Origin of the sequence: Aestuariibius sp. HNIBRBA575 (assembly GCF_040932005.1) — a bacterium.
Classification (GTDB): Bacteria; Pseudomonadota; Alphaproteobacteria; order Rhodobacterales; family Rhodobacteraceae; genus CANLNM01.
The window spans coordinates 3,101,506-3,119,378 of sequence record NZ_CP162414.1 but is presented as its reverse complement, the minus strand read 5'-3'; the positions used below and the strand labels follow the sequence as shown (position 1 = coordinate 3,119,378).

Genomic DNA, 17,873 nt, shown 5'->3' with positions numbered 1-17,873 from the left:
GTTACGGATTTCTACCATAACGGAGGGATTTCTGAAATAGGGGAATGTCACAATAGCGGATAAAAATCCGCTTATGCGTCCAAAACCACCAAAAAGGCACGCGCGGCCCCGTCGATTGCATCAATGTTATGTGGGACATCAGCAGGGTATCTGGCGGTGTCGCCAACGTCCAAAACAGTGTCTGTTTCACCGGAAACGACCCTTAGACGGCCCTCTATTGCGGTGACTTGTTCGGTGGCGCCGCGCGTATGGGGCTGGGAATCCAGCGTGCCGCCCGGTTCAAACACCAATTCATAGATTTCGGATTTTCCGGCCATTTCTGGCGCTGACAGGATGCGAATAACGCATTTGGTCCCGTGATTTTCAATCTGGGGCACATCAACGGCGCGCACCACGTCGATCCCAGATTTGTCCGGTTCATCCAGCAATCCGGCAAAGTCCACCTGCAACGCGCGGGTCAAATTCCACAATGTTGCGATTGTGGGGCTGGATTCGCCGCGTTCGATCTGGCTGACCATGGATCGGCTGACCCCGGATAATTTGGCAACCGCATCCAATGACAGACCCTGGGCCTGTCGGGCAGATTTAAGCCGCGCGGGCAGGCGCGACAGGATATCGTCAGTGTTTTCCGTCATGATGGAATATGTGCACGGGAAATCCACGCAGGTCAACGTGACGGAACGTTTCGGCTGACAGGCATGCTGCAACGCCGCATAGTTCTGGCCAAGGATCAAAGGAGAAAACCATGAGCGATATCGTAATTTTGTCTGGGGCACGGACGGCAATTGGGACGTTTGGCGGCGGCCTGTCGGCGGTGGCTCCGATAGAATTGGGAACCGTTGCTGCGACCGCGGCGATTGCGCGATCCGGGGTTGCTGCGGATCAAATCGGGCATGTTGTGTTTGGCCATATCATCAACACAGAGCCGCGCGATATGTATCTAAGCCGCGTCGTGGCCATGCAATCGGGCATTCCAGAAACGACACCGGCCATGAATGTGAACCGCCTATGCGGGTCCGGGTTGCAGGCGATTGTGTCGACCATGCAGGCACTGCAATTGGGGGAAGCTGATTTTGGTCTGGCAGGGGGCGCCGAAAACATGAGCAAATCGCCCTATATCGTGCCGGATCAGCGATGGGGTCGCAAAATGGGCGATGTGCAATCGCGCGACATGATGTTGGGCGCGTTGACCTGTCCGTTTGGCACTGGCCATATGGGGATCACGGCTGAAAACGTTGCCGATGAACATGGGATCACCCGCGAAGCCCAAGATGCATTTGCGCTGGAAAGCCAGAACCGCGCCGCTGCTGCGATTGAGGCAGGGTATTTCAAGGATCAGATCGTTCCGGTAGAGCTAAAATCCCGCAAAGGGATCGAGGTGTTTGACGTTGATGAACATCCGCGGGCAACAACATCGGACATTTTGGCGGAGCTGCGTCCCACATTCAAAAAGGGCGGGTCGGTCACGGCCGGGAACGCGTCGGGCATCAATGATGGGGCGGCTGCGGTCGTTTTGGCACGCGCAGATGCAGCACAAAAGGCCGGGTTAGAGCCTAAATTCCGCATAATTGGCTATGCCCATGCCGGGGTGCGCCCGGATGTGATGGGCATTGGTCCCATTCCTGCGGTGCAGCAATTGCTGGCAAAAACCGGGCTGACGATTGCGGATTTCGACGTCATCGAAAGCAACGAAGCCTTTGCGTCTCAAGCTTTGGCCGTTTCAAATGAGCTGGGGTTTGACCCTGCAATTGTGAACCCAAATGGCGGGGCCATTGCGCTGGGTCATCCCGTCGGGGCCACGGGTGCAATCATCACCGTGAAAACCATGTATGAACTGGATCGTATCAACGGCAAACGCGGTTTGATGACGATGTGTATCGGTGGTGGTCAAGGCATCGCATTGGCGATTGAACGGCTCTAACTCTGCGCAAAACGGGTGTAGACGGGATGGTCTGCACCTTAGGCGGGGTCAGGATAGGGGCGCACAAAAACCAGCCTGTCCCCTTCGCTCAGCTCGGGGTCAAATTGATAACCGCCGCTGGCAAAGGATCTAAGCGTGTCGATGTCGGTGACACGGTTTTGTACAATAAAGCGCGCCATCGCCCCGCGCGCCTGTTTGGCGAAAAAGCTCACAATCTTGGGCGTGCCGGCCTTTTCTTCCATAAATACCGGCTGCACCAATCGCAGCTTTAATGCGGGGGTGTTGGCGGCTTTGAAATATTCCTCAGACGCGCAGTTTACGATCACATCGGTGTTGGACGCTTTGGCATCTGCGACCAGAGATTTGGCAATCTGGTCGCCCCAATAATCATACAAATTTGATCCGCGCCGAGTTTTCAATCGCGATCCCATTTCTAGCCGATAGGCCTGAATGCCATCCAGCGGACGCAACACACCATAAAGCCCGGACAAAATGCGCAAATGATCCTGCGCCCACCGCAAATCATCGGGCGATAAGGTGCGGGTTTCCAGGCCTCGATAGGTGTCCCCGTCAAAGGCAAACGCGGCCGGATGTAATACATCCGGGCCCGGCTCTGTTTGATAGTCCTGAAACCGGTCGCGGTTCAGACGCGCCAAACTGTCTGACAATGACATCAGCGCTTTCAGCTTGGTTAGAGACTGATTTCGCATGGTTTTGGCCAGCCGGTTGGCGTCGATTTGCATCGCGGCATCCGTATGGGACACATCAACGGGGTCAAGGTTCAGCGCCTTGGCCGGGGATATCACAACGAGCATTTTCTCTCCCTAGGTGCTTTGCGCATCGCGCAGCACATTGATGAATGCGTCACCAAATCGTTCGGCATATTTATCCCCCAAAAGCCGCTGCATACCTGATGTATCTAGCGGCTTCATCCGTGCCACTTTGGCCAACAAAGACGCAGAACAGCTGAGGCTTTTTTCGGTTCCATCGGCGCCACGGGCCAGATCCGCTTGGACCTGAAGCAACCGATCATATAAATCGCCCTCATCGCGTCCGGCCAGTTTGCGGCGCTGGGGGTGGATGTCCTCTACGGCGCCGATAATGACGGATAGAAAATCGTCGCCATACCGGTCCAGTTTTTTGGCACCCACACCACCGATCCGCGCCATATCGTCCAGGTTCTGCGGTCTGGTTTCGGCCATTTCGATCAGCGTGCGATCATTGAACACGATATAGGCGGGTACATTTTGCTGCTCGGCCAAGGCGCGGCGCTTGGCCTTGAGCGCGGACAAAAGGGGCGCATCCTCGTCGGATACCAACGTGCGCACCTTGGGGCCGGATTTCGCCGCGCTGATTGTGTCCTTGCGCAGGATGATTTTGGCTTCGTCCCGCAGGATCGGACGGGCAGCGTCGGTCATGCGTAATGCGCCGTGCCGTTCCGCGTCCGGGCGCATCAAATCATGCCCCATCATTTGACGGAAAATGGCCTGCCATTGGCGACGATTGTAGTCTTTGCCAACGCCAAATGTGGGCAGGTCGGCATGGCCACGTTGCTGGACTTTGTCCGTGTCATTGCCCAACAAAATATCGATCAAATGACCGGATCCAAAATATTCACCGGTCCGCAACGCAGCCGACAACGCCATGCGCACTGGCGTTGTGCCATCCATGATTTCCGGGGGTTTGTCGCATAGGTCACACAGATCGCAGGTCACGTCGTGTTCCCCAAAATACCCAAGCAGGTTTTTGCGGCGGCATTCCAGCGCTTCGGCCAATCCCAACAGGGCGTTCAGTCGCGCGTGATCGGCCATGCGCCGTTCGGGCGGGGCCAGACCTTCGTCGATTTGCTGCCGGCGATAGCGAATGTCATCGGGCCCAAACAGCGTCAGAGTTTCGGCCGGCGCGCCGTCACGTCCGGCACGGCCGATTTCCTGATAATAGGATTCAATCGATTTGGGCAGGTCTGCATGGGCCACCCAGCGGATGTCTGGTTTGTCGATCCCCATGCCAAAGGCGACGGTGGCCACAACAATCAGCCCGTCCTTTTGTTGAAAATGGGTTTCGACATCCCGCCGTTCCTGTGGGTCCATACCGCCGTGATAGTGGCAGGCATCGTGACCATTATCACGCAACGCTTTGGCCAGCGTTTCTGTTTTGGCACGTGTGCCGCAATAGACGATCCCCGACTGCCCTTTGCGCGCCCCGGCAAAGTTCAGGATCTGCTGGCGCGGCCCATCTTTGACGGCAAAGGCAAGGTGGATATTGGGGCGGTCAAACCCCTGCAAAAAGGTGGTCGGGGGCGTGCCAGAAAACAGTTTATCGACGATTTCCTGACGGGTTTCTGCATCAGCCGTGGCCGTAAAGGCCGCCAATGGCACATCCAGATTTTCACGCAACTCGCCAATGCGCAGGTAATCAGGGCGGAAATCGTGGCCCCATTGGCTGACACAATGGGCTTCGTCTACGGCGATCAAACTTACGTTAATACGGCGCAACATCTGGTGTGTGCCACCCGATGCCAGCCGTTCGGGCGCCATATATAGCAGTTTCAGCGTGCCTGCTTCCAGGGCTTGCCACACGGCTTCGGTTTCTTCGTCGGTGTTGCCCGACGTTAACGCGCCCGCTTCGACACCTGCCTCTTTTAGGCCGCGGACCTGATCGCGCATCAGCGCAATGAGGGGGGATATGACGATTGTCACACCTTCGCGGATCAATGCAGGTAGCTGAAAACAAAGCGATTTACCGCCGCCCGTGGGCATAATTGCCAGCGTGTTTTGACCCGACGCAACAGCCCGCACGATGTCCTCTTGGCCGGGCCGAAAGGCGTCGAAACCAAAGATTTCCTTTAGAAATGGCGTTGCGTTCATGATGTGGCTGCTCTGGTTTTTTGCCACAATCCCACAACGCTTTTCTCGGGGCAAGCCTCAGAGACTGGCTGCGGGCTTGAAACCTTCGGGAATTGCGTCCTTATTTTCAAGGACCAGATCGGCCATGACCTGTCCAACCTTGGGGGCCATTCCGAACCCGATTTTAAACCCGCCATTGGCGATGAAATCATCAGGGCGCAGGGGATGCATGCCCAGCATCGGCGCGCGGCTTTTGGCGCGGGGGCGCACGCCGGCCCATCGTTCGATCACGGGTGCGTCCCGTAACACGGGAAACGCGGCGATGGCCCGCGTGATAACATCGTCCAATTGGGCATCCGTTTGCGTCGGATCGTCAAAATCCCGTTCCGACGTGGAGCCAATGGCGACCGTGCCGTCATGATGGGGGATGATGTGCAAACGATCGGCAAATAATTGCGGTTGGTCCGCGGCGTCGAATTTTAGCAGCGCGGCCTGTCCCTTGACGCCATTGCCGACATTGCGGCCCATTTGGCGGCTCAGGTCCAACATGCCCTGCCATCCGGTGGCCCAGACGATTTTGCCTTGGTGTGGTCCGTCAGGTGTGATCGTCCCGCCCAGAACACGCAGCGCTTTGGCCAAGGCATGGGTCGCATCCCTTGGATGAATGCGCGCCGAAAGGGTGTCTTTGATCACCAGGCCGGTTGGGCTTTGCGGGGTCCAGTCGCCGTGGCTTTGCGCAATCTGCCAGGTGGCTTTGCCCTGCCATAGCGCAACGGCGGTTTTTGCGCGCGCCTGAGCCAGTTCGATACCACGCTCATCGGCGATGGGCTGAATGCGACCGCTGCGCGCATAGCCTGGGTTCTGGCCCGAAATAGACTCTATTTTGGCCCAAAAAGGGTCTGCCATGATCAGGCTGTCGAATTGAAACGCCTTTTTGTCATTCCAGTTTTCGGGCACATGCGGGGCCAAAGCCCCGACAATGCCACCGGACGATCCAGCCGCAACACCGTGGGGGTCAATCACCTGAACTTTGGCACCGCGCAAGGCGCAGGCACAGGCGATCGACAACCCAAACGCGCCCGCCCCCATGATTGTCACATCCGCAATTGCCATTTCCGCCGCCTCCGCCCATTGTTTGCCGATCTTGATACGAGAGAACGATCAAATGAACCAGCCAGCAGACATCGAATGGCGCGACGGCAAAGTGCCAGTGTCGACCCGATTTGATGATCCTTATTATTCGCTCGATAACGGGTTGGCCGAAACGCAGCACGTGTTTTTGGCGGGCAATGATTTACCGACCCGGTTCACCGGGGATTTCCACATCGCAGAGCTGGGATTTGGCACTGGGTTGAACCTGTTGACGACGATGTTGCATTGGCCCGGCAATGGCCAGCTGACCTTTACGTCATTCGAAGCGTTCCCCTTGCAAAAAGCCGAAGCAGAAAAAGCGCTGGCACATTTCCAAGCCGTGCAGGGACCGGCGCAAAAATTGCTGGATGTCTGGGATCAGATCGGTGCGGGTCCCGTGCCATTGACGGATACTGTGACGCTGAATGTGATCAAAGGTGACGCGCGTGACACGGTTGCACGATGGTCAGGGCAGGCGGATGCATGGTTTTTGGATGGGTTTTCACCGGCCAAGAATCCTGAATTATGGGGCGCTGATTTGATGTCAGAGATCGCCAAACACACAGCCAGCGGCGGGACTGTGGCGACCTATACCGCGGCGGGCCATGTGCGGCGTGCATTGGAAACCGCGGGTTTCGATGTCGTGCGCGTGCCGGGCTTTGGGCGCAAACGTCACATGACCACGGCCCAGCTGAAATGAACGCGACGCGGGCTGGGATCTGGTTGATGATCGCCACCACGCTGGTTTTTGCATTGCAGGACGGAATTTCGCGGCATCTGGCCAGTGAATACAACGTCTTTATGGTCACAACGGTGCGGTACTGGTTTTTTGCCGCTTTTGTTATTGCCGTGGCCCGGCGCAGCGAAGGGTCAATCCGCGCGGCGGCCCGCACATCACAGCTGGGATTGCAGATATTGCGCGGGGTGCTATTGGCGTTGGAAATTTGCATCATGGTTGCCGCGTTTGTGCAGCTGGGATTGGTCGAAAGCCATGCTATTTTTGCGTCCTACCCCCTGTTGGTCGCAGCACTATCAGGGCCCATTTTGGGGGAAAAGGTGGGCTGGCGGCGCTGGGTTGCGATTGGCATCGGCTTTGTGGGGATGCTGTTTATCGTCCAGCCGGGCGTGGCCGTTTTCACAATCGCCGCGTTTATTCCGGTGTGTTCGGCGCTGATGTTTGCGATTTACAGCCTGCTGACGCGGCTCGCTGCGCGCAAAGACAGCGCAGGCGTCAGTTTTTTCTGGACCGGAGTGGTCGGGGCCATGGTCATGACGCCCATCGGGCTGTGGTTCTGGGAACCGATGCGCTTTGTGGATTGGCGCTGGATGGGGCTGTTATGTGTGTTCGGCGCGTTGGGTCACTGGTTGCTGATCAAGGCATATGCCGCAGCAGAAGCCAGCGCGATCCAGCCCTTTGCCTATCTGCAGATGGTGTTTGCCAGCGCGTTGGGCATCTTTGTTTTTGGCGAAACATTGCGCATGTCGACGCTATTTGGCGCAACCTTGATCGTGATTGCCGGGTTGTTCACCCTGTGGCGGGCCCGGCAGGTTCGTTAACCATTTGGGCGTGCGACAGGGCGCAGCGTCGGTGTGACATCTGTTGCGGGGGCTGACCTGATCTGGGGCCGTGTTTGGGGGTCCTGCACCCCGTCCGGTTCGGCCAGAATTGGTCGCGCACGTGGGCGGATGGTGGGTTTGACCCCGGTGAGTAATGCGGTGAACCGAATGGGGTGGGATTCCCCTGACAGGCGCGCCTCATAGATGGGGATGGATTCAGTGACGCGCATGACGTAATTGCGGGTTTCGCGGAACGGAATGGATTCGATCCAATCGACCACATCAGCAGTCCCCGCACGCGGATCGCCCCGTTGATCCATCCATTGGCGCGGCCGGGATGGCCCGGCATTATATCCCGCAGCAACCATCACCGGGCTATCGCCAAACATGTCGATCAAATTGGCCAGATATTTGCTGCCTAAGGTTGCGTTATATTCCCAGTCCGTGACCAACCGATTGCGGCTAAAGCTGAGGTCCAATTCGCCTGCAACCTCTTGGGCGGTGGCGGGCATCAATTGCATTAATCCAAGCGCACCGACGGCGCTGCCGGCATCGGTTCGAAATTCGCTTTCCCGGCGGGCAATTGACAGGGCCAGTGCGGGATCGACTGGCAGGTCCATGTTGTTCATTGGGTGCATTGGGAAATACAGCTCTGGGATGATGATGCCGCGCTCTGCCGCGGATTTGCCCAGAAGGATTTGAAAATAAACCTCGTCCAAATCCCCCAAATGCGCGCCAAGCGTGCCGATTTGATCCGCATTCAATTCGCGCCCCAGCTGGGCAAAAAACAGCACGGCCTTGCCGCGTTCATCGGATTTCAGCAGGGTTAGACCCGCACGCACCAGATCGTTTTGCTGCAGATCACTGCCCCGCCAAGCAGGCGACGCGTGGGTCGCTGCCAGATTGGGGTTCAGCGACAAGCCCAGATGTTCAGCGGCCAGCAATCCATAAAAGGATGTTTGATGTTCAGCGGCACGTTCAAACGCAGATTGGGCCTGAATAGGGTCTGATTTGGCCAAATATGTCCGTCCAATCCAATATTCCGCCCGGCCCACTGAAATCGGCGACGTCACGTTGCGGCGCATGGTTTGGAAATGCAGCAGCGCGATGTCAGGGCGATTTAGGTGGCGCAGCGCAATATATCCGGCCAGCCATTCCAAATCAGAAAAGGCCGATCCTTCGGTTAGGAAATGGTTAGAGGCCATCAGATAGGCCCGTTCCGGATCGCCTTCGCGCAGGACCCAACGGGCCAAGGATCGCCGCCAGCCAGCCCAACGACGGGGTTCCTGCAACGTATCTGCACGCAGGGTCTGGCCCATCAGGATGTTGATCGCAGCAGTGCGTTCACCGCGATTGGCCAACCAATTGTAACGATCATAGAGCAACCCCGGACTGTCACGCAGCGCGGCTGGTACGGCGTCCAGTTTGGCCTGCCGATCCGCATTGTTCTGGATCAGGGCGATCCGTGCTTCGACCAGTGCTGTCTGGTCCGCTGATAACAGGGGCAACATCCGGCGGGCTTCGGCCACTTTCCAGCGCCAAAGCAACATATCCGCGCGGGCCGCATGATGCGGGGCAAGCACGTCGGGAAAGGCGGCCATCATCGCGTCATGGCCCGAATCCGTCAGGGCGTAAGTCAGCCAAACCTCGATCGCTTGGGCATCTGCGTCGCCGGATTGGCCGTTGGCGCGCAATGCATTGACCAATTGCACGGTGCCTTCGCCGGATTGCGGGTCTGCGTCACCGAAATAGGCCAAAACCCGGTTGGGGGGTAAATTTGATGGCATTGATTCTTCGGCGCGGGCGCGAAGCCGGTCCAATCCGGGCCAATTGGGGTGGCGGGATAAAAATTCTTCGGCCTCGGCAAATGTGCCTTTGCCGGCGCGCAATCGGGTCCACATCATCACATCGCGCGCGGATTCGCCGTGGGCATTGGCCAATGTGCTGGCCCGGTCCCAGTCATCGTTATCTGCAGCAGAAAAGGCCGATGACAGGTCCGCAACCGGTGTTTGGCCCATCGCCACGGGCGCGGGCAGGGCAAACCATGCAACAAAGGCAAACAGAACTGGGCGCATCGACGTCTCCGGGTGTATGAATGGTCAGCGTAGGGACTTACTGCGACATGGCAACACACAAACTTGGCAATTGGGTGAAACCGGTCTAGGGTCCGCGCGATTTTGCCAATGGTTTGATCGGATGAGCCGATAAAAGCCGATAGATAAGGATACGTGTCATGTTCAAAGGGTCACTCCCCGCCCTCATCACACCGTTTACGGACGGAAAGCTGGACCTTGATGCGCTAAAGAAGCTGGTCGACTGGCATATCGAAGAAGGCAGCACAGGTTTGGTCCCCGTTGGGACCACCGGTGAAAGCCCGACTTTGACCCATGACGAACATGATTTGGTTGTGGCCACCGTTGTGCAACAGACCGCAGGCCGCGTGCCGGTGATTGCGGGTGCCGGGTCCAACAACACATTTGAAACCGTGCGTCTGGTCGAAGCCGCCAAAGCCGCCGGTGCCGATGCCGCGTTGGTTGTGACGCCTTATTACAACAAACCAACCCAAGAAGGGCTGAAAGCCCATTTTCTGGCCGCCGCAGAAGTGGGCCTGCCAATTGTGATCTACAACATCCCCGGCCGGTCGATGGTTGATATGACGCCAGAAACCATGGGTGAATTGGCAAAACATCCGATGATCGTCGCGGTCAAAGATGCAACGGCCGATCTGTCACGTGTGCCCAAAACACGCATGACCTGTGGCACGGATTTCATTCAATTGTCCGGCGAAGACGCAACCGCGCTGGGGTTCAACGCCCATGGCGGCGTGGGCTGTATCAGCGTGACGGCCAATGTGGCCCCGCGTTTGTGCGCAGAATTCCAGAACGCGACGCTGGATGGTGAATTTGACCGCGCCCTGACATTGCTGGACCGGTTGATGCCATTGCATGACGCAATTTTCACCGAGCCGGGTCTGGCGGGGGCCAAATACGGGCTGTCCTTGTTGGGACGCGCGCAAAACGAAACACGGTCGCCGATTATGACCGTGACCGAGCCGGTTCAGGAAAAAATCCGGGCCGCCATGGTGCATGCCGGTCTGATCAACTGATCGGATTGACCAAATTGTGCGCCCAAGGGCGCGCTGGATTAGCGACGCGCCCTGGCGCGTCGCGATTGGTTTATGGGGCTGATGTCAGGTCTGTTTTAGCCAGCCATCCGCGATGTTGACATGATCACATTCCGCCAATTTCGCGATGCGGTCCAATTCGGCCATCAGGCGTGTTTCGCGTCCTTTGCCCCAACGCACACCCGTTTCCGGCCAGAACGACGTTAGGTTTAGCGTGTTGTTTGGGCGGTCTGCCTTGATGTCGATACGGCCAATCAGGGTGTCGCCTTCGAGGACGGGGAACACGTAATAGGCGTATTTGCGTTTGGCTTCGGGGACAAAAATTTCGATCCGGAAATGAAACCCAAATAGACGCTCGGCGCGTTTGCGATCCCGCAGGGCCGGGTCAAAGGGTGACAGGATGCGCACCCGGTTGCTGGGGGTCGGGGTGGGGATGTCTAACGTTTCCGGCCACGCAAATGATCGGCGCAGCGTGCCATCGTTCAGCGCGATGTCGATTTCAATCAGCGTCCCATCGGCCAAGGCACGCTGGCACCAGGATTTGGCTTCGGCGGGGGTGACGATATCCCAGAACGCGGCGATTTCACCGGATGTGGCGAAACCCAACCGAGTGAGCGCCTGCCGACAGCACCAGTCAATTGTGTCATCAGTGCTGTGCGTTTTGGCCAACATATCAGCAGGAATGACGTTTTCGCTGAGGTCATAAATCTTGCGAAATCCGTCGCGGCGGGCAATTGCCAACTGACCCGAACGCCACAAATATTCCATCGCGGTTTTCGATGGGTTCCAGTCCCACCAGCCGGTTGAACCTTTCTTTTCACCTTCGCTCAGGGCGCCGGATCCACATGAGCCATTTTTGGCGATATGGTTCATCACGTCATCAAGGCGGTGTTCGAATTCGCCCTGCCAGTTTTTCCAGCGTTTGCGGATATTGGCGGCGTCGCGATCAAATTTCAGTTTCCAATGGGGGTAAAATTCCATCGGGATCGCTGCGGCGTCGTGGGTCCAATGTTCGAACACGGCGCGATCACGGCTATGGGCTATGTTCAGATGTGCCGGGCGGTATTGCTGACGGCGTGACCACAGGATCAAATCATGCGCCCGCGCCAATGTGTTCACGCTGTCCAATTGCACAAATCCCAGATCGTGAATGACCCCAGCCAGATCAGCGCCACGCCCCGATCCAGCCGTTGTTTTGATCAACCCATGCCGGTCCAGAAACAAACGACGGGCAGGGGTGTTTTGCAGCACTGGAACGGTCATGGATACGCCTTTGGGTTTAACCTGTGGCGCACCTTAACCCTGTTGCGCCCGGGATGAGAACCACCCGTTTAACCGCCAGATTGACCACGCTAACGGGATTGCCGCCAAGCCACCGATGACATAGGCCAGCGGCTGGTTGTAAAAGCTTTCGAACATTTGGGTATAGGCGTGGATCGCACCAAAGGTCAGGGCTGCGTTGAAAAACCCGCGTCGTGTGGTCAGGGCGGCAAAGATGGCGATGCCGATCAGGCCAATGGCCCAGATGATGGAATAGACATGTTCGGTGATTTCGAATGCGTTGGCTTGCCAAACATCAATTGCATCATGCCAGTCGGACCAGTTCATATCGTTGCGGATCGGCCCCCACAACGTTTGGCCCACATGATCGCCAAACAGCGATCCAACCAAGAAGCTGAGATTCGCGACAATGAAAGCCATGATCGCGATTTGACCTGTATGGCGGCGATAACGTTCGTTTAGGTGCGGGGCTAAAATCAGGCAAACCAGCATCAACGCCGTCATTTGCAGGATCGTCAGGGTCGGTTCGGGCGAATAGAACACATAGGCGGCGTGCCAATAGGTGGTGCTGGTTTCCAGAATTTGCGCAAACGGAATGATGGCAAGCGCGGTGAGGAACCGAACGTTAACGAACATGCCAAGCCCAAAGACCAGAATGGTTGCATAGATATTCAGGAATATCATGGACGGGTCTTCGGCAAGGCTGGTTATTGTGCCAAATCCAAACAGGTGAATGCCTGCCGCCAACAGCATGATGGCCCCCATCACAAATCGTCCGCTTTGGCGGGTTTTGAAAAACAGATAGCCAAACACAAGCGTCGCGAGCCCCCCAGCCCCGGTCAATAATAGGCCAGCATCCTCGTCGGGCAGCTGGTTAAACGCTTCGATCGCGCCTCCCACACCCAACATGCCTGCGCCGATCAGCGCCGATGCCTGACCAAACATGTGCAACATGTCCCGGCCGCGCAGGATAAACACCCCCAGCCCCAAAAAGGCTGCGCCGGAAATGGCAACCACAAACGGGTCCGCCAGCCAAGCAACAAACCCCATGGCTGCCGCGATGATGCCGCCGCACAGCAATGCATTGATGATCAACCCAGTCATCAAATCCCGCGAACGCGATTTGATAATATCCGCTTGGGCCTGCGTTAATACGCCTTCGCCTACCAATGTTTCCGTTTGAATGACATGTGTCATGAAACTCTCCGATCCATAATGTGACCGTTTTAGCGAAAATATGAACGTTGTTCAAGTAAGGTTTTCCAGAAGCTCTGGACAGGCCTGCCCGGACCGCCTATCTGAATGATATGGCCAAGAAACCCGATAATACGAATTACAAAGTGATCGCCGAAAACCGGCGTGCGCGATACGATTATGCCATCGAGGACGATCTGGAAGTCGGGATTATCCTGATGGGATCAGAGGTAAAGTCGCTGCGTATCGGGCAATCCAACATCGCCGAGAGTTACGCTTCGGTTGAGGATGGGGAATTGTGGCTGACCAATTCGTATATTGCGCCTTACCAACAGGCGATGTTCCCACACGAAGAACGCCGCCGCCGTAAATTGCTGGTGTCAAAACGGGAATTGGCCAAATTGTGGACCGCGACCCAACGCAAGGGTGACACGCTGGTGCCGCTGGTGATGTATTTTAACGATCGTGGCAAGGTGAAGCTAAAGATCGCCATCGCCAAGGGTAAGAAAAACCATGACAAGCGGGCCTCTGATGCCAGCCGGGATTGGAACCGCCAAAAGCAACGCCTGCTAAAACAAGGCGGCTAAGGGCGCAGACGGGGAATAGTTGGTTTATTTCCCGCTAACCTTTGGTGCGACAATCTGTACACCCATTCCAGCGCAAGCATGTAACCGAGGCGAACGGCGCGAAATGTGTTCGTCTTTTGTACGGAATTGGGGGAACTCATGGGTCTTTTACCTATTATTATTCAGTTGGTCTCGGGTGCGGCTGGCGGGAACTTGATCGGTCGCGTGGCGGGTCAATTGAACGGCGGCAATATGCTGAACACCATTTTGGGCGCCGTTGGCGGCGTTGGGGCCAGCGGTCTGTTGGCTGGTGTGCTGGGCGGCGACGCAGCCGCGCTGGCAGATGATGCCGTGTCCGGCGGTCTGGATATTCAGGCGCTGATTGGTGCTGTTATCGGTGGCGGCGCAGGTGGCGCGGTTTTGGGTGGGGCCGGCGGCTTTATCAAAAACCTGCTGAACAAATCTGCATAGTTTAGGCGGTAACATTTTAACGCGTTTTATCGGGTGTCCCCAATCGGGCACCCGATTTTCGTTTCGGCTAAGTTTATCTGGCCAGAATGACCCGATGCGGCCTTGCATCCCCTTGCCACAGTGGCGTCTCAGGTTTAGGGACATTGCGAACCACAGCCTATCACCGCAGCCTCAAGAGGCCCCCATGTCCACTGTATTTCGTGATGATCCCAAAACACTCGTTTCAACGGCATGGCTTGCCGCGCATCTAAAGGATCCCGATATCCGGATTTTTGATGCGTCTTGGTATTTGCCGGATATGGGCCGGGATGCCGCCGCTGAATTCAAGGCCGGACATATCCCCGGCGCGCGGTTCTTTGACATTGATGAAATCAGCGATCACCGGTCGGAATTGCCCCACATGGTGCCCCCGGTTGAAAAATTCATGAGCCGGATGCGCGCCATGGGCGTGGGTGATGGGCATCAGATTATTGTCTATGACGGGCTGGGCATTTTTTCGGCAGCGCGCGTTTGGTGGCTGATGCGCCTGATGGGGCATTTTAACGTGGCAGTTCTGGATGGCGGATTGCCCAAATGGCAGGCCGAAGGCCGCATGATCACCGATCAGCCAGCCACCATTCGTGACCGCCACATGACGGTGATGCGCCAGAATGACATGGTCAAAGACGTCACACAGGTCGCCCACGCATCCAAACTGCAAAACTATGCCATCATTGATGCCCGACCTGCGCCACGGTTTCGCGGGGACGCGGTTGAGCCCCGCGAAGGCATGCGGTCAGGCCATGTGCCAAATTCGCAGAACGTCCCGTTTGGGGAATTGTTCAACGCCGACGGCACGATGAAAAACGACGCGGGGATCCGCGCGGCCTTTGAACAGGCGGGCGTTGATCTGAACAAACCCGCCATTACCACATGTGGATCGGGCGTCACGGCCGCGATCCTGTGTCTTGGACTGGAACGGATCGGGAAAACCGATCATGCCCTCTATGATGGCAGCTGGTCCGAATGGGGCATGTTCCCCGATCTTCCCATCGCAACCGGAGACGCGTGATGCTTGAAAATCTTCAGCAGCAACCAGCCGACAAAATCCTAGCTTTGATGCAATTGTACCGCGAAGACACGCGGGATCAGAAAATCGACCTTGGCGTCGGTGTCTACAAAGATGCCAGCGGCAACACGCCCGTTATGCGCGCGGTCAAGGCCGCCGAACGTCGTCTGGTCGATCAGCAAACCACCAAGGCCTATACCGGCCTGGCGGGTGATCCGGCCTTTGCTGACGCAATGATCGATCTGGTTCTGGGGGATGTGGTTGCGCGTGATCGCATCGCAGCCATCGCCACCCCCGGCGGGACGGGCGCGATCCGTCAGGCATTGGAACTGATCCGCATTGCCTCTCCGGATGCAAAGGTGTGGCTGTCTGACCCGACATGGCCAAACCACCCTTCAATTATCAAATTTCTGGGAATGCAAAGCGCAACCTATCGCTACTTTGATTCCGAAACATGCAACGTGAATTTCGATGGCATGCTGGCCGATCTGGAAAACGTCGCTGCAGGTGACGTGGTTCTGTTGCATGGCTGCTGCCACAACCCAACCGGTGCAAACCTGACGGCGGATCAATGGCCGCAAATGATCGCATTGTTGAAATCCAAAGGCGCGGTGCCGATGGTCGACATTGCCTACCAGGGCTTTGGCGATGGGCTGGACGATGACGCGGCCGCAACCCGTTTGGTGGCTGCCGGATTTGACGAAGTGCTGATCGCGGCGTCATGCTCTAAAAACTTTGGCGTGTACCGCGAACGGACCGGCATTCTGATGGCCATTGCGCGCGATCCAGAGCAAAAGGCATTGGCGCAGGCGAACCTGAATTTCCTGAACCGTCAAAACTATTCCTTTCCGCCGGATCACGGTGCGCGCGTGGTCACAACCATCCTGACCGACCCCGAATTGCGCGCCGATTGGGAAGCTGAGCTGGAAGAAACCCGTTTGGGCATGCTGGCGCTGCGTGAACAATTGGCGGGCGAACTGAAACGTTTGACCAATTCGGATCGGTTTGAATTTGTTGCAGATCACCGCGGCATGTTTTCGCGGCTGGGTGTTTCCCCCGAAGTGGTGGAACAGCTGCGCACAGAACACGGCATCTATATGGTGGGCGACAGCCGTCTGAACATCGCAGGGTTGAACGAACAAACCGTGCCTATTTTGGCCGCCGCTGTCGCTAAATCCATCTAAGCGACGCTTTGGAATGACAAAAGGCCGGTCACGCAATTGACCGGCCTTTTTTGTTGCCTGTTTTGGTGGTGCAAATTTTCCCGCCAAAGACGCCGCCGTCTAAAATGCAAAAAGCCCGGACAATGTTGCCCGGGCTCCTTTGTTTTTATGTCAGACGGCTTAGCCGTTGGTGAACTCAGGATAGGCTTCCATCCCCAGTTCGGACATGTCCAAACCGTTGATTTCTGCTTCTTCGTCAACCCGGATGCCCATGACTGCCTTCAGGATGTAGAACCCGATCGCAGAGACAACAAAGACAAAGATACCGATCGCGGCAAAGCCAACAAACTGAGTGACCAACTGTGCTGCAAAGCCAACCGTTTGTTCAACACCGTCGATGACAACAACTTCGCCAGCTTCGTCCAGCAATGGGGCTTGGGTGTTGATCGCTACGATCATTGTGCCCCAGAAACCCGCAATCAGGTGTACCGGGATCGCACCAACAACATCGTCGATTTTCAGCTTGTCCAGGAATGGAACTGCAAAGACGACGATGACACCACCGACGGCACCGATCCAGAGGCTTTCGAACAAGGAAGGCGCGAGCGGTTCAGCTGTGATGGACACCAGACCAGCCAAGGCGCCGTTCAGAACCATCGTCAGGTCGACCTTTTTGTACAGGGCTTGTGTCAACAGCAGGGCCGCAACCGCACCGGCCGACGCCGCCATGTTGGTGTTGGCAAAGATACGACCAACATCTGTGATGTCGCCAACAGTCCCCGCAGCCAGCTGCGAACCACCGTTAAAGCCGAACCAACCCAGCCACAGGATGAATGTCCCCAAAGTGGCAAGCGCCAGATTGGAACCGGGCATTGGGATTGTGCGGCCGTCTTTGTATTTACCGATCCGCGCACCAAGGATGATCGCACCAGCCAAAGCTGCGAAACCACCAGCGGCGTGAACCAAAGTAGAACCAGCGAAGTCAGAGAAGCCCATTTCGGACAACCAGCCGCCACCCCACTGCCAGGACGCTTCGATCGGGTAGATCAGGCCTGTCAGCACAACAACAAAGATCAGGAAGGGCCACAATTTGATGCGTTCGGCCAATGTGCCCGACACAATTGACGCTGTGGTTGCACAGAACATCAACTGAAAGAAGAAGTCAGACGCAACAGAGGCATAATCCAGGGACGCATCCGCAGCACCCAGACCAACCGGTTCCAACACCGTCGGAGAGAAGCCGCCCAAAACGCCCGGAATGATCCATTCGCCGGGATACATCAGGTTAAAGCCAACCAGCCAATACATAATGCCGGCCAGCGAAAACAGCGCGATGTTTTTGGTCAGCTGTGTGGTGACGTTTTTAGACCGCACCAGACCTGCCTCTAACATGGCAAAGCCAGCGGCCATCCAGAACACCAGAAAGCCACCCACAAGGAACAGCAATGTGGTCATGATATAGGGGCCGATTTCATCGAAACCGGGTGCCGCAGCCTCTTGGGCCAAAGCAAGGGTTGGCAGGGCCGTCATAGCACCAGCAACCGAAAGTGATTTAAGAAGTTTCATATCCG

The 17,873-nt window shown here is 56.7% G+C and carries 16 protein-coding genes; 8 read left to right on the top strand and 8 right to left on the bottom strand.

Annotation, left to right across the window (positions count from 1 at the left end; translation table 11 throughout):
- Positions 1 to 71 precede the first annotated feature (71 nt).
- On the bottom strand, positions 72 to 635 hold the full coding sequence (locus AB1F12_RS15725; protein ID WP_368188392.1) for a helix-turn-helix domain-containing protein: 564 nt from the start codon (positions 633 to 635) through the stop codon (positions 72 to 74).
- Between the two features lie 110 nt (positions 636 to 745).
- On the opposite strand from AB1F12_RS15725, the gene AB1F12_RS15720 reads away from it, so the two are divergent.
- Entirely contained in the window at positions 746 to 1,921 is a 1,176-nt protein-coding gene (locus AB1F12_RS15720; protein ID WP_368185310.1) for an acetyl-CoA C-acyltransferase family protein, read from the top strand.
- 38 nt (positions 1,922 to 1,959) lie between these two features.
- On the opposite strand, the gene yaaA is transcribed toward AB1F12_RS15720, so the two are convergent.
- The 3 genes from yaaA to AB1F12_RS15705 are packed head-to-tail and all read right to left on the bottom strand — an operon-like array spanning position 1,960 to position 5,880.
- Positions 1,960 to 2,736, bottom strand: coding sequence for a peroxide stress protein YaaA (yaaA, locus tag AB1F12_RS15715; protein ID WP_368185309.1), 777 nt, complete (start codon positions 2,734 to 2,736; stop codon positions 1,960 to 1,962).
- Between the two features lie 9 nt (positions 2,737 to 2,745).
- Positions 2,746 to 4,788: a DNA helicase RecQ gene (gene recQ / locus AB1F12_RS15710; protein ID WP_368185307.1), complete on the bottom strand. Its 2,043-nt coding sequence runs from the start codon at positions 4,786 to 4,788 to the stop codon at positions 2,746 to 2,748.
- 57 nt (positions 4,789 to 4,845) lie between these two features.
- Positions 4,846 to 5,880, bottom strand: a complete 1,035-nt coding sequence (locus AB1F12_RS15705) for an NAD(P)/FAD-dependent oxidoreductase (RefSeq protein WP_368185306.1) — start codon at positions 5,878 to 5,880, stop codon at positions 4,846 to 4,848.
- A gap of 52 nt (positions 5,881 to 5,932) precedes the next feature.
- Between AB1F12_RS15705 and mnmD the strand changes: the two genes are divergently transcribed.
- Together mnmD and AB1F12_RS15695 are read left to right on the top strand one after the other, a co-directional pair.
- The gene (mnmD, locus tag AB1F12_RS15700; RefSeq protein ID WP_368185305.1) at positions 5,933 to 6,598 is read left to right on the top strand and encodes a tRNA (5-methylaminomethyl-2-thiouridine)(34)-methyltransferase MnmD; all 666 of its coding nucleotides are present in this window, start codon (positions 5,933 to 5,935) and stop codon (positions 6,596 to 6,598) included.
- Between the two features lie 26 nt (positions 6,599 to 6,624).
- A complete protein-coding gene (locus AB1F12_RS15695; RefSeq protein WP_368185304.1) occupies positions 6,625 to 7,455 on the top strand; it encodes a DMT family transporter in 831 nt (276 codons plus the stop codon).
- Here AB1F12_RS15695 and AB1F12_RS15690 read toward each other — a convergent pair.
- Entirely contained in the window at positions 7,452 to 9,530 is a 2,079-nt protein-coding gene (locus tag AB1F12_RS15690; protein ID WP_368185303.1) for a lytic transglycosylase domain-containing protein, read from the bottom strand. The genes AB1F12_RS15695 and AB1F12_RS15690 overlap by 4 nt on opposite strands.
- Before the next feature lie 158 nt (positions 9,531 to 9,688).
- Between AB1F12_RS15690 and dapA the strand changes: the two genes are divergently transcribed.
- A complete protein-coding gene (dapA, locus tag AB1F12_RS15685; protein ID WP_368185302.1) occupies positions 9,689 to 10,561 on the top strand; it encodes a 4-hydroxy-tetrahydrodipicolinate synthase in 873 nt (290 codons plus the stop codon).
- An 84-nt stretch (positions 10,562 to 10,645) separates the two neighbouring features.
- Here dapA and AB1F12_RS15680 read toward each other — a convergent pair whose 3' ends face one another.
- Both AB1F12_RS15680 and AB1F12_RS15675 read right to left on the bottom strand, forming a co-directional pair.
- Positions 10,646 to 11,842 carry a winged helix-turn-helix domain-containing protein gene (locus tag AB1F12_RS15680; protein WP_368185301.1) on the bottom strand — a complete coding sequence of 399 codons (1,197 nt, stop codon included), beginning with the start codon at positions 11,840 to 11,842 and terminating at the stop codon, positions 10,646 to 10,648.
- Positions 11,843 to 11,875: 33 nt separating this feature from the next.
- Positions 11,876 to 13,057 carry a hypothetical protein gene (locus AB1F12_RS15675; RefSeq protein ID WP_368185300.1) on the bottom strand — a complete coding sequence of 394 codons (1,182 nt, stop codon included), beginning with the start codon at positions 13,055 to 13,057 and terminating at the stop codon, positions 11,876 to 11,878.
- A gap of 110 nt (positions 13,058 to 13,167) precedes the next feature.
- Here AB1F12_RS15675 and smpB point away from each other — a divergent pair, with 110 nt between their 5' ends.
- The 4 genes from smpB to AB1F12_RS15655 all read left to right on the top strand — a co-directional run bounded on the left by smpB (position 13,168) and on the right by AB1F12_RS15655 (position 16,323).
- Positions 13,168 to 13,641 carry an SsrA-binding protein SmpB gene (gene smpB / locus AB1F12_RS15670; protein ID WP_368185299.1) on the top strand — a complete coding sequence of 158 codons (474 nt, stop codon included), beginning with the start codon at positions 13,168 to 13,170 and terminating at the stop codon, positions 13,639 to 13,641.
- Between the two features lie 138 nt (positions 13,642 to 13,779).
- Positions 13,780 to 14,091, top strand: coding sequence for a hypothetical protein (locus tag AB1F12_RS15665; protein ID WP_368185298.1), 312 nt, complete (start codon positions 13,780 to 13,782; stop codon positions 14,089 to 14,091).
- A 184-nt stretch (positions 14,092 to 14,275) separates the two neighbouring features.
- A complete protein-coding gene (gene sseA / locus AB1F12_RS15660; RefSeq protein ID WP_368185297.1) occupies positions 14,276 to 15,142 on the top strand; it encodes a 3-mercaptopyruvate sulfurtransferase in 867 nt (288 codons plus the stop codon).
- On the top strand, positions 15,142 to 16,323 hold the full coding sequence (locus AB1F12_RS15655; protein WP_368185296.1) for an aromatic amino acid transaminase: 1,182 nt from the start codon (positions 15,142 to 15,144) through the stop codon (positions 16,321 to 16,323). The genes sseA and AB1F12_RS15655 overlap by 1 nt, the downstream gene beginning before the upstream one ends.
- 159 nt (positions 16,324 to 16,482) lie before the next feature.
- Here the strand turns inward: AB1F12_RS15655 and amt are convergent, their stop codons facing one another.
- Positions 16,483 to 17,868, bottom strand: a complete 1,386-nt coding sequence (gene amt / locus AB1F12_RS15650) for an ammonium transporter (RefSeq protein ID WP_368185295.1) — start codon at positions 17,866 to 17,868, stop codon at positions 16,483 to 16,485.
- Between the last annotated feature and the right edge of the window lie 5 nt (positions 17,869 to 17,873).